The organism is Boudabousia marimammalium (assembly GCF_001936115.1).
Lineage (GTDB): Bacteria > Actinomycetota > Actinomycetes > Actinomycetales > Actinomycetaceae > Boudabousia > Boudabousia marimammalium.
This window is the reverse complement of the sequence record NZ_MPDM01000007.1, coordinates 48,404-63,351: the sequence shown is the minus strand read 5'-3', so window position 1 is coordinate 63,351 and position 14,948 is coordinate 48,404. Positions and strand designations below refer to the sequence as shown.

The 14,948-nt window shown below is 53.3% G+C and carries 12 protein-coding genes and 1 tRNA gene; 11 read left to right on the top strand and 2 right to left on the bottom strand.

Annotation, left to right across the window (positions count from 1 at the left end; translation table 11 throughout):
- Positions 1-11: 11 nt before the first annotated feature.
- Genes purD through BM477_RS06970 form a run of 3 tightly spaced genes read left to right on the top strand, consistent with a single transcriptional unit; the run spans position 12 to position 6,615 of the window.
- A complete protein-coding gene (gene purD / locus BM477_RS06980; protein ID WP_075361951.1) occupies positions 12-1,292 on the top strand; it encodes a phosphoribosylamine--glycine ligase in 1,281 nt (426 codons plus the stop codon).
- Complete coding sequence (locus BM477_RS06975) at positions 1,282-4,929, top strand: phosphoribosylformylglycinamidine synthase (RefSeq protein ID WP_075361950.1); 3,648 nt, start codon at positions 1,282-1,284, stop codon at positions 4,927-4,929. Before purD ends, BM477_RS06975 begins: the two co-directional genes overlap by 11 nt.
- Before the next feature lie 12 nt (positions 4,930-4,941).
- Positions 4,942-6,615, top strand: coding sequence for a formate--tetrahydrofolate ligase (locus BM477_RS06970; protein WP_075361949.1), 1,674 nt, complete (start codon positions 4,942-4,944; stop codon positions 6,613-6,615).
- 68 nt (positions 6,616-6,683) lie between these two features.
- Here the strand turns inward: BM477_RS06970 and BM477_RS06965 are convergent, their stop codons facing one another.
- Positions 6,684-7,664: a hypothetical protein gene (locus BM477_RS06965; RefSeq protein WP_075361948.1), complete on the bottom strand. Its 981-nt coding sequence runs from the start codon at positions 7,662-7,664 to the stop codon at positions 6,684-6,686.
- A gap of 268 nt (positions 7,665-7,932) precedes the next feature.
- On the opposite strand from BM477_RS06965, the gene BM477_RS06960 reads away from it, so the two are divergent.
- From BM477_RS06960 to BM477_RS06925, 8 genes are all read left to right on the top strand, one after another.
- Positions 7,933-8,307 (top strand): cold-shock protein, encoded by a 375-nt coding sequence (locus BM477_RS06960; protein WP_075361947.1) that lies wholly within the window; start codon positions 7,933-7,935, stop codon positions 8,305-8,307.
- A 32-nt stretch (positions 8,308-8,339) separates the two neighbouring features.
- Entirely contained in the window at positions 8,340-9,080 is a 741-nt protein-coding gene (locus tag BM477_RS08545) for a DUF3027 domain-containing protein (RefSeq protein ID WP_075361946.1), read from the top strand.
- A gap of 85 nt (positions 9,081-9,165) precedes the next feature.
- Positions 9,166-10,458: an MFS transporter gene (locus BM477_RS06950; protein ID WP_075361945.1), complete on the top strand. Its 1,293-nt coding sequence runs from the start codon at positions 9,166-9,168 to the stop codon at positions 10,456-10,458.
- Positions 10,459-10,552: 94 nt separating this feature from the next.
- Positions 10,553-11,233 carry a metal-dependent transcriptional regulator gene (locus BM477_RS06945; protein ID WP_075361944.1) on the top strand — a complete coding sequence of 227 codons (681 nt, stop codon included), beginning with the start codon at positions 10,553-10,555 and terminating at the stop codon, positions 11,231-11,233.
- 220 nt (positions 11,234-11,453) lie between these two features.
- Positions 11,454-12,230 (top strand): C40 family peptidase, encoded by a 777-nt coding sequence (locus BM477_RS06940; protein WP_075361943.1) that lies wholly within the window; start codon positions 11,454-11,456, stop codon positions 12,228-12,230.
- Between the two features lie 182 nt (positions 12,231-12,412).
- On the top strand, positions 12,413-13,357 hold the full coding sequence (locus tag BM477_RS06935) for a universal stress protein (RefSeq protein ID WP_075361942.1): 945 nt from the start codon (positions 12,413-12,415) through the stop codon (positions 13,355-13,357).
- Positions 13,358-13,424: 67 nt separating this feature from the next.
- Positions 13,425-13,500: transfer RNA gene (locus BM477_RS06930), tRNA-Arg, on the top strand.
- A 137-nt stretch (positions 13,501-13,637) separates the two neighbouring features.
- On the top strand, positions 13,638-14,288 hold the full coding sequence (locus BM477_RS06925; RefSeq protein ID WP_075361941.1) for a class I SAM-dependent methyltransferase: 651 nt from the start codon (positions 13,638-13,640) through the stop codon (positions 14,286-14,288).
- Positions 14,289-14,297: 9 nt separating this feature from the next.
- On the opposite strand, the gene BM477_RS06920 is transcribed toward BM477_RS06925, so the two are convergent.
- Positions 14,298-14,678 carry a VOC family protein gene (locus BM477_RS06920; protein WP_075361940.1) on the bottom strand — a complete coding sequence of 127 codons (381 nt, stop codon included), beginning with the start codon at positions 14,676-14,678 and terminating at the stop codon, positions 14,298-14,300.
- Between the last annotated feature and the right edge of the window lie 270 nt (positions 14,679-14,948).

Below are 14,948 nucleotides of genomic sequence, written 5' to 3'. Positions count from 1 at the left end.
AAAGGCTGGACGTGAAAGTTTGTATTATTGGCAGTGGGGGCCGCGAGTACGCGATCGCAACACAGCTACTAGCGGATAACCCAGAGATTAGCCTTGACGCTATCCCGGGTAATGACGCCATGACTTTTGCTACGATTCATCCCGAGATTGCAGCAACTGATATTCCAGCTATTGTGGCTTTTTGCGTGGAAAACGGGATTGAATTCTGTGTCGTCGCGCCGGACGACCCGCTGGTACTTGGGCTAGTTGACGCTTTAGAAGATGCGGGGATCGCCTGTTTTGGTCCGCGTAAATCCGGTGCCATGCTGGAAGGGTCGAAACGCTTCGCCAAAGAATTCATGGTCAAGCACGGCATCCCCACCGCCGCTTATGCAGAGTTCACTGATGTTGAGCTGGCGCGCGACTATGTCCGAAAAGCCGCCTTCCCCCTCGTCATTAAAGCAGACGGTCTGGCACTGGGGAAGGGTGTCGTAATTGTGCAAGATCTGACCCAGGCGGAAGCCGTGCTGGAGAACTTCATGGTGGATTTGAAGTTCGGCACCAGCTCTGCTGCAGTGATTATTGAGGAGTTCTTATCTGGCCCGGAAATCTCCGTTTTAGCTTTCTGTGATGGCAAGACCATCAAGCCGATGATCTCAAGCATGGACCACAAAAAGATCTACGACGGTGATGAAGGTCCAAACACCGGCGGAATGGGTTGTGTTGCCCCTAACCCGGTGTTTACCAAGGAGGTTGCGGCTGAGTTTGAGCGCAATATTATGCAGCCTACGCTTGCTGGCCTGATCGCCGATGGCCTCGATTTTCGTGGGTGCCTGTACTTTGGTTTGATGCTGACTGACAAAGGCCTCCAGGTCATTGAATACAATGCGCGATTTGGTGATCCAGAAACCCAGGTCGTTTTGCCGTTGCTCAGCAGCAATCTGTTAGACATTTTCTTGGCTACCAGCGCGGGACGCCTAGCAGAAGCGGAGGTGGAGTTCTCCGCCCGTCATGCCGCCTGTGTGGTCATGGCCTGTGAAGGGTATCCAGAAAACCCGATTAAGGGGAATGTTATCTCATACGACAGCGAGGTTGCCCCCTTCCTCGTATTCGCTGGCGTGAAACGCAACCACAATGGCGAACTGGAAAGCTCCTCAGGCCGAGTCCTCAACGTACTTGGTTTTGGTGAGTCCTTGAGCCAAGCGATTGACTCCGCCTACCAACACGTGAGTCAGGTTTCCTTTGCTCACAACCACTACCGTACCGATATTGGAACCAAAGCTCGAGAAATTGAGGCTCACCATGATCTCTAGAATCTACGTTGAAGCGCAGTCGGATAAGAATCCCGCAGCTGATAGCCTGCTTGAACATATCCATACTTTCCTTAATCTGCCGTCGGTAGAGGGCGTCCGTATCATTAACCGCTATGATGCTGAAAATGTCTCCGCAGAGGTATTCTCCCAAGCGGTCACTAATGTTTTTGCGCAGCCTCCGCTTGACCGTTATTTCACGGATCTTGAACTGGACCCAAGAGATCACGTCTTCGCGGTGAGCTACCTGCCCGGCCAATATGATCAGCGGGCTGACAGTGCGGCAGTGTGTATTCAGATGATGGCGCAGGTGGAAAAGCCGAGGGTGAGCTACGCCTGCCTGTACGTCATTAGCGGAGATATCACTGAGGCTGAACTCGCTAAGATTAAGGCCTACCTGATTAACCCGGTGGATTCTCACGAAGTGCCACTGGAGCTACCACAGTCGCTGGCTCTGAATACGACTCCGGCGCAACTTATCCCTGAGGTGGAGAACTTTATTTCTCTATCTCGCGCCGAACTGGAACAGTATCTAGTTGATTCCCATGCCGCAATGGATTTGGCTGATCTGCTGATGGTGCAAGAGTATTTTGCGGGCCTGAAACGGAATCCGACCGAGACTGAACTCAAAGTCATTGATACCTACTGGTCAGATCACTGCCGGCACACTACCTTTAACACTGCTCTCCAGAATGTGAAGATCGAGGATGAGCGGGTCGCTCGCACCTACGAATCCTATCTGGCAATCAAATCCGGCATTAACCCAGACAAGCCGGTAACGCTGATGAATATCGCAACCATGGCGATGAAGCATTTGCGGGCCGAAGGCAAACTTGAGCAGCTCGATATTAGTGACGAAATTAATGCGTGCACAATCAAGGTCGATGTTGATGTGGATGGCGAAACTGAGCAGTGGTTGTTGCTGTTCAAGAATGAAACACATAACCATCCCACCGAAATCGAGCCATTCGGTGGTGCGGCCACTTGTATTGGCGGCGCCATCCGTGACCCGCTATCGGGTCGCGCCTATGTTTACGCGGCGATGCGCGTCACTGGCGCTGGCAATCCTTTAGAGTCCATGGAGGACACGTTGGCCGGTAAGTTGCCGCAACGCAAGATCGTTAAGGTGGCGGCAGACGGTTACTCCTCTTATGGTAATCAGATTGGTCTAGCTACTTCCTTTATTGACGAATTTTATGATCCGTCATATGTGGCAAAGCGCCTGGAAATTGGTGCGGTAGTAGGTGCGGTAAAACAGTCTGATATTCAGCGTTCAGCTCCGCAACCGGGTGACCTGATTGTTTTGATCGGTGGGGCTACTGGCCGTGATGGCATTGGTGGCGCAACTGGTTCCTCCCGGTCACATGATGTGCGTTCAGTGAGCGAATGCGGCGCGCAGGTGCAAAAGGGCAACGCCCTCGAAGAACGTAAACTGCAGCGTCTTTTCCGTAATCCCGTTGTGACCCAGATTATTAAGAAGTGTAATGACTTTGGTGCCGGCGGTGTTTCGGTTGCGATTGGCGAATTGGCTGATGGGCTGCGCATTAATCTTGATCGTGTGTATAAGAAATACGACGGTCTGAATGCGACAGAAATTGCGATTAGTGAGTCACAAGAGCGAATGGCTCTAGTTATCGACCCGCAGGACTTGCCGGTGCTCAGTGAGCATTGCTACGCAGAGAATGTGGCAATGGCTGTGGTCGCTGAAGTGACGGCAGAACCTGTCCTTACCATGTCTTGCCTAGGGCAGGAAGTGGTCCGGATTGATCGTTCATTCCTTGACACTAATGGTGCCCCCAAGACGATGGACGTGGTGGTTCATCCAGCTGCTGAGGTTCCCGCGCCGCAGGTAACTGATTGGGCTGACGGGGTTCGTGAGCTAATGGCTGACCTTAACCACTGCAGTAAAGAGGGACTGATTCAGCAGTTTGATTCCACTGTTGGCGCCAATACTGTGCTGATGCCTTTGGGCGGAAAATATCAGAAGACTCCTATTCAGGCGATGGCGCATAAGCTGCCGGTCCTGACTGGGAGGACGAGGGCGTGCTCTGTGATGGCCTATGGTTTCAACCCGGTCGTAAGCAAGCATGACCCCTACCAGGGTGCTTATGACGCGGTGATTGATTCGGTGGCAAAGATTATCGCTACTGGTGCTGATCCCGATCAGATTCACCTGTCCTTCCAAGAGTATTTCCCGTCGCTGAAAAAAGACAGCGAAAAATGGGGGCTGCCTCTGGCCAGCCTGATGGGTGCCTTCCAAGCGCAACTTGATTTGGATGTGGCCGCGATTGGTGGTAAAGACTCCATGAGTGGCACCTTTGAATCCCTGGAAGTCATCCCGACGCTGGTTTCTTTTGCGGTCAGCATGGGTTCTTTGGACTCAATCATTTCGCCAGAGTTTAAGACCCCAGGCAATCAGCTGTACCTGATCAAGCCCGATCAGGTATCACGTGAATACTTTGCTGAAGTTGCTCAGCTGATTCGTGAGGGAAAGATTGTCAGTGCATACAGTTTGACGGGCTCTTCCGTGTCTGAGGCCGCCGTGAAGATGGCCCTTGGTAACCGCCTAGGGGTAGATTTTGTGGCTGGCTTTGATCCGTTATCTAGTTTTGCCTCTGTACTGGGTGGTTTCCTTTGTGAAACCACAGTTGAACTTGAGAACGGTGTGTATCTGGGTGAAATCAGCGACGAATTCGTTTTGCGTCACGGTAACACAACCATCGATTTGATGGATATTCAGCATGCTTACGAAGCCACCTTAGAGCCGGTTTACCCAACCCGCGCTGGGATGGAGGATTCGGCTCCGCAGGCGATTACTAGCGCAGGTGAAGCGACGCGCTACCGGGGTGAACCTGTCACCAGCCCGCGGGTGTTGATTCCAGTATTCCCTGGCACGAACTGTGAGTATGAAACCGCTACCGCTTGGGAGGCGGCAGGTGCCGAACCTGAGGTCATGGTTATCAATAACCTTTCAGTGGAAGATATTGAAAAGAGCATTGAGCGTTTTGCTGCTCAGCTAAAGCAATCCCAGATTCTGTTCATCCCGGGCGGTTTCTCCGGCGGAGATGAACCCGATGGGTCAGCTAAGTTCATTACCTCTTTTATGCGCAATGCGAAGGTAGCGGCAGCCATTACTGAGCTACTGGATGAACGTGGGGGATTGATTGGCGGTATCTGTAATGGTTTCCAAGCTCTGATAAAGCTGGGTTTGTTGCCTTACGGCAAGATTATGGAGCCCTCCGCCGAGATGCCGACGCTAACCTACAATTCGATTAAGCGTCACCAGTCATCGATTGTCAGTGTGCGGGTTTCGAACTCGGTCAGCCCGTGGCTACGCAACGTCAATCCGGGTGAGGTTTTCCAAGTCCCAATTTCTCACGGTGAAGGACGCATTGTGGGATTGGTGGATGATCGCAATGTTGCCACCCAGTATGTCAATCTGGCTGGTGAACCAACGAATGAGATTGCCTTCAACCCGAATAATTCTTTCCACGCGATTGAGGGAATGGTTTCTGATGATGGTCGCGTCTTCGGCAAGATGGGGCACGCAGAGCGTTTCTCTGACGGCTGCTACCTGAATGTTCCAGGCGAATACGATATGCAGATCTTCGCTTCAGCTGTCGCCTACTTTAGAAGCTAAGGGAGAGTAAAAATGGCTCATTTGTCTGATATTGAAATCGCCCAGCAGGCTGAGCTCGCCCCAGTCACACAGATTGCTGAAGATTTAGGAATCGATAGCACACTGGTTGATTCCTACGGCCGTTACAAGGCCAAGATTGATCTGGCAGCTATTGATGAGACAAAAATCGAGAGCAATAAGCTAGTGCTGGTGACAGCGATGTCTCCGACACCAGCGGGTGAAGGTAAAACTACCACGACTGTGGGTCTGGCGGATGCTTTGCGGCAGTTAGGGAAAAACGTCTCCATGGCTTTGCGGGAGCCCTCATTGGGGCCGGTGTTCGGTCTCAAAGGCGGGGCCTGCGGCGGCGGATACGCGCAAGTAGTCCCAATGGAGGACATTAACCTGCATTTCACCGGTGATTTTCATGCGATTTCAGCGGCCAATAACTTGCTGGCCGCCATGCTTGATAACCATATTTACCAAGGCAATGAGCTAGGTATCAACCCGAAGCGGGTGGTGATTAAACGCTGCGTTGATATGAATGATCGGCAGTTGCGTCATGTGGTGGACGGGCTAGGTTCACCGGTTGACGGGGTGAGCCGAGAAGACGGTTTTGAAATCACTGTTGCTAGTGAAGTAATGGCGATTTTCTGTCTGGCAACTTCCATTCCTGATCTGAAAGAAAAACTGGGCAATATGATTGTTGCCTACACTTATGATCAGCAGCCTGTAACGGCCCGCGACCTGGGTGCGGTTGGTGCGATGACGGCGCTTTTGAAGGAGGCTATCAAACCGAACCTAGTGCAGTCCTTGGAGCATACTCCGGCGATTGTCCACGGCGGTCCTTTCGCCAATATTGCGCACGGGTGCAATTCTATTTTGGCGACGAAACTTTCCCGCAGCCTGAGTGAATACACGGTGACGGAAGCTGGTTTTGGGGCAGATTTGGGAGCCGAAAAATTCCTTGACATCATGTGCCGCATCACCGGGACCAGACCAAACTGTTCCGTGGTTGTCGGCACTGTGCGGGCGCTGAAAATGCATGGCGGGGTAGCCAAAACTGACCTGGATCAGGAAAACGTGGATGCGGTTAAGGCGGGCTTACCGAATCTGCTTAAGCATGTGGAAAATATGGTTGAGGTTTACCAGTTGCCGACCGTTGTTGCGCTCAACCTTTTCCCCACTGACACTGAAGCCGAGATTGCGCTGGTCATTGAGGAGTGCGCCCGTCGCGGCGTGCAATGTGTCCGCTCTGAGGTTTGGGCACGCGGTGGCGCTGGGGGAGTAGACTTGGCGCGCGAAGTGATTCGGTTATGTGAGTCGCCGGCAGAGGTCTCCTTTGCCTACCAGGATGATGATTCTGTGGAAGAGAAAATCAATCAGCTGGTGCAGCGCGTGTACGGCGGAAGTGCCGTGGAAATCGCGCCGAAAGCTCAGCGTGTTATCGCGATGATTGAAAAAATGGGCCTGTCGCATTTACCGATCTGTATGGCCAAAACACAGTACAGTTTTAGCGATGATCCGCGACTGTTGGGGAGTCCGCGCGACTTTACCTTGCATGTCAAGAATGTGAAGGTTAATGCCGGGGCGGGTTTCATTGTTGTCTATACTGGCGACATTTTGACGATGCCAGGTTTGCCGAGGGTGCCTGCGGCGGCCCGAATCGACGTTGATGAGCGTGGGACTATCAGCGGATTGTTCTAATCCGCTGATAGATCCGTAAGAAAGCTCAGTATGCGTCTGCGCTCATTCTGAGCGCAGACGCATACTCGCTATTTCTTCTTATGTTTTTTCTGCTTCTTATGTTTTTTCTGTGACTTCTGAGGCTTCTTCGATTCTTGCTGAGGATTCTCTGGAATCTCTTCTTCTGCGGGTTCTGAGACGTCCTCGGCGCCCTCGTCCATCTCGGTTATCTCAGTTTCCTCGGTTGCCTCTTCTTCTGTGGGGGCTGAGTTTTCCACAGACTCGTCGAGAACCTCCTCTTCTGCGAGTTCTGAGACATCCTCGGCGCCCTCGTCCATCTCGGTTGAACTGGTATCCGCGGCGGCTAGAGGCGACTCCTCCGGAACCAGAGCGGCCTCTGGCTGGTCAAGGTCGGTCATGGATGCGGCAAATGTGGCATTCTGGGTCTCTTCTTTCTTCCCCCTCTGCCTGTAGAGAAGGAAACTAGCAAGCGCGGCCAGTACAAGTACCAGTAGGCCAATACCAACTCCGAGAGGCCAGCGAGATGAGGTTTTCGGTTTACCATCCCAGGATGGATCTTGCAAAGTAATCTTGCCGGCGGTTTCGGACTTAAATACCTTCATAGCGTTCGCAAGGGCAGAGCTCCAGTCTCCATCAGAGAATCCTGCTCCTAATGGTTCTTGTACTGCATTCAACAACTTCTGCTCATCAATGCCGTCGGTCTTAATATTGGGGCCGACCTCCAGGCTCCAGTGCCCGTCGGTGGCAAGAACTAAGAGAATGTCGTTGCCACTGAAGGAATCTCGGTCCCAGAATTTCTTGGTGTCCTCAGATAGGTCGGTGGAAGTGGCTTTCGATACGACCACCACATAGCAGTTGTACTCTTCAGTGGAGCAGTCTTGGGTGGCTTGCTTAACCACTTCAATGTTCTTGAGGAGGTTTTCCTCATCGAATACTGCTCCGCCGCCGACCTCTGCGTGGGCGGTGGGGGACAGTGTTAGGGCAAATCCCACCGTAATGAAAAATAACAGGAGTGAAGTGAGAATAGATTTTCGTTTCTGAGTCTGCATCGTAGGTTTCTCGTTTCTGTTGCAACTTGCTTTCGGAAGTCTTACTTAACGGTAAAGCTCAATAATCGTTAATCAGGATTTCCGCTAATTTCGTACAGAGTATCACTCCATCAGAACAGGCGGGTGCAGTTACTGCTTGATATCTAGTTAACGCCCTACCTAGGCGGGAATGTGAGTGGGTTAGACAGTGTTGAACCCGCTAGACGATACAATCTGCTCTCAGCCTTGTATCATGTTGCATAGTATTCATTTATTTAAGGAGAAGCTCATGCCTGTAGGAAAAGTGAAATGGTTTGAGCCGACAAAAGGTTTCGGCTACATTACTGGTGAAGATCGCCAGGACGTGTTCGTGCACGCTTCGGTTCTCCCTGAGGGTGTAAAGACGTTGCGACCGGGCACTAAAGTCGATTACAGCTTTGCTGAAGGCCGACGTGGCCCGCAAGTACTTTCCTTAACTATTCTTTCTGAGCCGGCAGAGCACAAGTCCGCGCGCCGCAAGCCGGAAGAGATGGTGCCTCTGGTTGAGGACTTGATTAAGCTACTGGACGCTTCATCGGACCCGCTCCGTCGGGGCCGCTACCCGGAGAATGGGCGCAAGATCGCTAAACTGTTGCGTGCTTTGGCTCGCGAGTTTGACGCCTAAAACGCACTATATCTGAAGCAAGGTAAATAACTATGGCAGAAAAAGTAGAATCGGCTGAGGAACAGCCTAAGCGCAAGCCTGCGCGGAAGGTTACCGCCAAGGCTGAAACTAAGGCTGCCAAGACCAAGACAACGGCCGTTAAGACCAAGAAGTCAGCTTCGAAGCAGACGTCTCGTCAGCAGTCGCCCTCGGCAAAGAAAACTACGCAACCGAAGGTGACCCGCGGGAAGAAGCCGGCCCGGAAGTTAAAGCCGGATGCGGTGTTGGCGCGCGCGGTGGAGGCGGCCCTGAAGGGGCTGAAGGAAGTTGTCCGCCACGACTATATCGGCCAACACCTAGGTATGATCGGGGAAGCTGAACGTCTCTTGACGCACTATTTCGCTTGCCTGCACCCAGGCTATGCCGGTTGGGCGTGGGCGGTCACTATGACGCGGGTGCCGCGCTCGAAGACTCCCACGATCTGTGAGATTGAGCTACTGCCGCATGAGGGTGCTTTGCTGGCACCGAGGTGGTTGCCTTGGGAACAGCGGATGAATCCGGAAGACGGCTCGAATGATGATGACGATGATTATGAGGCCGCTGAGGATGTGCGTTTGACACCGGGGCGTCGTCGCGGCGACCATGATGATAAGTACTATTTGGATGTTGGCTCTGATCGGGGTGAATCACCCTGGGAGGTTGATGACCTCAGAGTCAACGATTTAACGCTAGAGGTATGGGATCCGGCTTTCTTGTGGGCTCCTGAACCTGACGCCGAGGATGAGGCGGAGTAGTTTCCTCTCACCCCCGCATATCAGCGGGCGACTGTCCGGCTGATTCTTTGCTAGATTTTCAGCTATTTGCGCAGAAGGGGCCGGCATGTCAAGAACATTTGCGTCGTTAAAGTACCCAAATTATCGTCTCTGGTTCGCCAGTACCGCGATTAACTCCACTGCGGTGTGGATGCAGCGCGTAGCCCAAGACTGGGTGGTGCTCACTGAGCTGACTGCCAATAATGCGACCGCTATCGGTATTGTGACTGCTTTGCAGTTTGCGCCCCAGCTGTTGTTCTCCGCCTACACTGGTGTTTTAGCTGACCGGGTGAATCAGCAGCGCCTGATTCAGCTGGCGCAGGTGCTGATGACTGTTTTGTCGATCTTCACTGCCATTCTTTTGTTTAGTGATTCGGCGCAGCTTTGGCATTTCTATTTGCTGGCTTTCGCTGGCGGTTGCGTGCAGACTTTGGATAATCCGGCCCGGCAAGTCTTCGTGAATCAGCTGGTGCCGGCCAAGTCGGTTCCTAATGCCGTGGCTTTGAACTCTGCGGCTTTTAATCTGGCGCGTTTGTTGGGTCCGGCGGTCGCGGGCTTCACCTTGGCCGCTTGGGGTTCTTGGATTGTTTTCGCCATCAATGCGGTTTTGTTGCTGGTGCCGGTGCTGCTTTTGGCGGTGATTAATCCAGATACCTTGATGGAGCGGACTGTGCAGCCGAAGCAGCGCGGCCAGTTCATAGAGGGGTTGCGCTACATTTCGGGCCGTCAGGACATCATTATTATCACCATCGTTTCTTCCGCGGTGGCGGGGCTGGGGATGAACTTCCAGCTCACTAGCGCGGTGATGGCGCACTCTGAGTTTGGTCGCGGCGCGGGAGAGTTCGGTTTGCTGGGCACTTTCATGGCGGTTGGTTCCGTAACGGGAGCGATTGTCGCGGCGGGACGTACTTTGCCGCGGGTACGCACCGTGGTGGGTGCCGCGATTGCTTTTGGCGTTGTCGAGGGTGTTTTGGCGTTATCCCCGTCGTATTATGCTTTCGCTTTTATCTCTATCCCGCTTGGTTTCGCTACTTTGACGGTGATCACTTCAGCTAATGCTGCTATCCAGATTTCTACTGCCCCGCATCTGCGTGGCCGGGTCATGTCTATCTACATTATGGTGTTCTTGGGTTCCACTCCGATTGGTGCGCCGCTGGTTGGCTGGATTACTAACCATTGGGGTGCTCGGTGGGGGATTGGTTTCGGTGCCATTAGCGTGCTGCTGGTTTCTTTCGGGGCGCTGATATGGATATGGCGGCATTGGGATATTCAGGTGGCATGGCATCGGCGGGTGCCTTTCGTTGAGGTGATCGGCCCGCAGGACCGGCCTAAGCCGGATACTTCCAGTGATGCGCAATAGTGGAACAAATTTCAGCTCCTTGCGTTTACCATAGATATAGGTGTAATCCTTAACGTAGGATAGTTTTTCCTAACTAAACCAATTGGAGGGCCTCATGGGCGGCGATCTCATCGATACCACGGAAATGTATCTGAAAACTATCTACGAGCTTGAAGAAGATAACGTAGAGCCAATGCGTGCTCGTATTGTGGAGCGCCTGGGTCACTCCGGCCCTACTGTTTCTCAGACGATCGCCCGGATGGAGCGTGACGGCCTAGTTGAGGTTGCCGATAACCGCCGTCTGGTGCTCAGCCCTGAAGGCTGGAAGCGGGCAACTGAAGTTATCCGCAAACATCGCCTAGCTGAATTGTTGCTGTTGCACGTGATTCGTATGCCTTTGCCGCTGATCCATTCGGAGGCTTGCCGCTGGGAACACGTCATGAGTGACACAGTCGACAAGTATTTATTTGATTTACTGGACTCAGTGGAGAAGGATCCTTTTGGGAATCTGATTCCGGAGGCTGGACAGGAGTCCATGAAGAACCTAGATCAGCCTGGCATCCAGTTTGAAGAGTTTGTAGCGACCGACCATCCTAAGGTTGGCAGGATTGCCAGAATCGGTGAGCCTTTGCAGGCTAATGCTGATGTTTTGCAGATTCTTCTGGATGCTAATATTCTGCCTGACGTGGAGGTTGAGATTTCTGGGGATGTCGGCACCTACGTGTTGCACAGTGACAAAGGGAGCTTGCCGGTCTCTGAGTTCTTGGCCCGCCATATCTTCATGTATGAGAACTAGAAGTCCTTTTTGCGGCTTAGCCTCTTGTCTTGTGTGTCTTCTCATAAGCCTTCCGTGTAATCAAAACGTGACAAAATGGAAATCATGTGGTTATGATTGTTCTCGTACTTAAGTAGGAGAGCGTGAAGCGGGTTCACGAATTTCGTTTCCGTATCTACTACTTGCGAAGGAGTTGGCGACTTAGTCGTTATCTCTGGAACCTATCGAGGAGACTCATTTAATGCAGAGGACAACGCATACCGCACGTCGTGCGACGCGTCGCCCAGCGACCCCACAACGTAATCGTCCGTTAGCTGCCACCTCGTTGGGTGTGGCTCTGGGTGTGGCTGTAGCAGCCCCCATGGTTACCCCAGCTGAAGCAGCCCCCACTGATGGTTCCGGCCCTGTTGTTGATGTTTCATCATTAGCTGACCAGGCTCGCACCGCGCTTTCGGTAAATGTTCCGATTGTGGTTCCAGTGGAAGCCGACTGGGGTAGCCCCAGTGTGGAGATTGAGGTTAAGAAGTTCGATGCCCGTGCGGCCCGCCGTGCGAAGGCTGAGGAAGAAGCCGCTAAGCGTCGTGAGGAAGCTCAGCGCCGTGCCGCAGAGCGTGCAGAGCGTCGGGCAGCTTCCCGTGACTCTTCCCGTGAGGCTGTAGATTCTGGTCCGATTGCTGCGCCGAATGGTTCTGTTGCCGCTATTGCTCAGCAGTACATCGGTGTTCCTTACCGTTGGGGTGGCACCACTCCTGGCGGCGGTTTCGACTGCTCTGGTTTTACTGCCTACGTGTACCGTCAGGTGGGTATTAACCTACCTCACCAGTCCACTGCGCAGATGCGTATGGGGCGTCGTGTTTCCGCTGCGGAGGCCCGTCCTGGTGATCTGATTTGGCATCCTGGTCACGTCGGCATTTACTTGGGCAATGGCCAGATGATTCACGCTCCGCGCCCGGGCAAGTCCGTCACCATTATTCCGGTTAGCTATAACGGTCGTAACCAGTACTACCGGATGGGCTGATTCTGGTTAACTGCTGTAGCTGGCCTTAACTGGTTTCGGCAGTTTCCTTAAGCTTTTACTCTCGCTCACACTTTTGTGTGGGCGAGAGTTTTTTGTTTTCTCTTAGCGGCAGGGGACCTTATAACTAAGCAGGGAGCATCTGTACCGCATATACTTGGTGTATCGAGACAAAGGAGACTCCGATGAGTGCAGATGATGTAATCGTTGTTGGTACGGATGGTTCTGATGGTTCAGGCTGTGTGGTTAACTGGGCGATTGGTCAAGCCGCCCGCATGGGGGCGCATCTTCGTGTTCTAGTGGCCTATGAGATTCCTTCCTACTCTGCTACTAATGTTGATGGCTCTTACGTGAATATTGATGACGGTTCTTTGCGTGAGCGTGCAATGGAGATTGCTCAAGGTGTTTGCGATAAGGCCTCTAAGCAGGGTGTCTCAGTTGATTCTCATGTTTCGCCCGGTGATCCTGCGTCTTTGCTTTTGGAGGCTTCTAAGACTGCTGCCATGCTGGTGATTGGCACTGCGGGTTCGCAGGGTTTCGCTGATCGTTTACTGGGTGCTGTTTCTGCTGTGGTGCCTTCCCGTTCGCACTGTCCGGTTGTGGTGGTTCCTCGCCATCAGGAGGGTTCTCCTTTCATGCCGGTTGAGCGCATTGTTGTTGGGGTTGATGGTTCCGATAACGCGTTGACTGCTTTGCGTCGTTCTATTGATGTGGCAGCCATGTGGGGTGCGCGTGTTTCCGCGGTTTCCACTGTGCCTTTCGCGACTGGCAACACGCTGTTGGCGTGGATGCCGCCGATTATTGATCGTGAGCGCGTCACCCAGGATATTCGGGTGGGTTTGAATGTGGCAGTTGAGCAGGCGCTGGATGGGCGTGAAGTTAAGGTTGCCCGTCATGTGCTGGATGGTAACCCGGCCGAGTTGTTGGCTGAGTTCTCCACCGCGGTGGATTTGATTGTGGTTGGTAACCGGGGCCGAGGGGGCTTCGCGGGCCTGCTGTTGGGTTCGACTTCTCGTGAGCTTTTGGCCCGCTCCACCTGCCCGGTCATGGTGGTGCCCAGTCATAAGCGGGATAAGAATAGTGACCCGGCTAAGGCATCTCCGGCGCGGACTCCGTGGGAGCGTGCCTGATCTCATCATTGAGCTGAGGCTATCGGCGTGAGTTAAGGCCCGGCAGATGGTAAACTGTTCGCCGATTGCCCCCGTAGCTCAGGGGATAGAGCACCGCTCTCCTAAAGCGGGTGTCGGACGTTCGAATCGTCTCGGGGGCACCAATCGTTCATGCGCCTATTTTGGTGTGTCTGTGGCGGGTTTTATTTCCGTGACTCCTGAGAGCGAACTCTGGTGACAAGCTGTCGTCCTGCCTTTAGACTCTAAGCCTGATATTACGTAGTTTGAAGATGGGGTAGCGATGAGCTGGGATGATGTTTTTAAAAGTCTGATTGCGGCCGGGCAGATGCGTTTTGGTCCGCACCCGTCAGAGTCCGTGCTGAACGCAGTTAAGACCCTATCTGAGTATGATCCTGCTGTTTTGAATGCTGGCCTGCATGCCGTGGATGTGGGTGCGGGTGAAGGCCGTCATTCCAAGTTGTTAGCGGATCTTGGTTTCAAGGTGACGGCTTTGGAGCTGAGTCAGGCCGCTGCAGAGCATTACAGTGAGGTTCATCGTCAGGAAGGCTACGACCAGATTGAATGGGTGAACTCCCCATATCAGGAGTGGACTCCGGATGAGCCACTGGATGTCCTATTGGCCGCATTCTTCCACCACACCGACGGTGGCATTAAGGTTGCCCTGTCGCGTTTCGATTCTTGGCTCCGCCCCGGCGGTTACATTCTGATGGCTGGGCATTCGCGCGCCCAGTCCGGCCCGAATGCGCGCGGCCCGAGGCGGTCCGACATGCTTTGGGACTACCAGGAGATTTCCTCCACCTTGCAGGAGATGGGCTATGAGGTTATCAAGGCCGAGGATGTGCCGCGTGACCTGCCGACCGCATCCGGCGCAGCCAACCATTTCCCGCCGGCCCTAGACACTATCGTGGTGGCCCGCAAGCCAGTGGCGTAGCGCAGCCTGTTAAACGGTGATTTCGATGCGGTTGCCGTCAGGGTCCAAGATGACACTCTCATAGTAGCCGTCGCCAGTCCAGCGGGGCTCTGAGTCAACCGTGACGCCGGCCTGCCGCAGTTGTTCGGTGAGCTGGCGAACCTCACCCTCGGACCCCACACTCATAGCAAAATGATGATACCCGAGGACGCCCTCGGGAAGCGGCGTGATGTGCGTGGCTTGACTCATGATTTCCAGCCGGGCACCATCATGGAACTTCAGAAAATAGGAAGAGAATCCCGTGTTAGGGTTCGTGTATTTTTCGCCGGTGGTGGCGTTGAAGAACCTAGTATAAAAGTTTTTTAGCGCCTCTAGGTCTGTTGTGTATAGTGCAATGTGCTCGACTCTCATAGTGTCCCCTTAAAGCTTGGTTTAGATAAGTGCCACCTGTTTACAATCTCCCGCTTTCCCTGCGGGGGTGAGCTGAACTAGAAGTCTAGCAGCATACGTCGCTTGGATACTGCCCGACTGGCACATCAAGGTGATAGTGGGGCAAAAGACGCTTACGCTTCTTCCTTAGTGGCACATGCAGACCATCTTCGCGCCAGATCTTCCGGAGATTTTCCCGGCACATGTTGAACTCCTTCGCCTTACGTATTTATCCAAGCATGCTGGTGTCCC

What these genes read in the sequence shown, in the direction of transcription:
- BM477_RS06975 (WP_075361950.1), top strand. Translation starts at nt 1,282, where the DNA reads ATGATCTCTAGAATCTACGTTGAAGCGCAGTCGGATAAGAATCCCGCA.
- BM477_RS06970 (WP_075361949.1), top strand. Translation starts at nt 4,942, where the DNA reads ATGGCTCATTTGTCTGATATTGAAATCGCCCAGCAGGCTGAGCTCGCC.
- BM477_RS06965 (WP_075361948.1), bottom strand. Translation starts at nt 7,664, where the DNA reads ATGCAGACTCAGAAACGAAAATCTATTCTCACTTCACTCCTGTTATTT.
- BM477_RS06960 (WP_075361947.1), top strand. Translation starts at nt 7,933, where the DNA reads ATGCCTGTAGGAAAAGTGAAATGGTTTGAGCCGACAAAAGGTTTCGGC.
- BM477_RS08545 (WP_075361946.1), top strand. Translation starts at nt 8,340, where the DNA reads ATGGCAGAAAAAGTAGAATCGGCTGAGGAACAGCCTAAGCGCAAGCCT.
- BM477_RS06950 (WP_075361945.1), top strand. Translation starts at nt 9,166, where the DNA reads ATGTCAAGAACATTTGCGTCGTTAAAGTACCCAAATTATCGTCTCTGG.
- BM477_RS06945 (WP_075361944.1), top strand. Translation starts at nt 10,553, where the DNA reads ATGGGCGGCGATCTCATCGATACCACGGAAATGTATCTGAAAACTATC.
- BM477_RS06940 (WP_075361943.1), top strand. Translation starts at nt 11,454, where the DNA reads ATGCAGAGGACAACGCATACCGCACGTCGTGCGACGCGTCGCCCAGCG.
- BM477_RS06935 (WP_075361942.1), top strand. Translation starts at nt 12,413, where the DNA reads ATGAGTGCAGATGATGTAATCGTTGTTGGTACGGATGGTTCTGATGGT.
- BM477_RS06925 (WP_075361941.1), top strand. Translation starts at nt 13,638, where the DNA reads ATGAGCTGGGATGATGTTTTTAAAAGTCTGATTGCGGCCGGGCAGATG.
- BM477_RS06920 (WP_075361940.1), bottom strand. Translation starts at nt 14,678, where the DNA reads ATGAGAGTCGAGCACATTGCACTATACACAACAGACCTAGAGGCGCTA.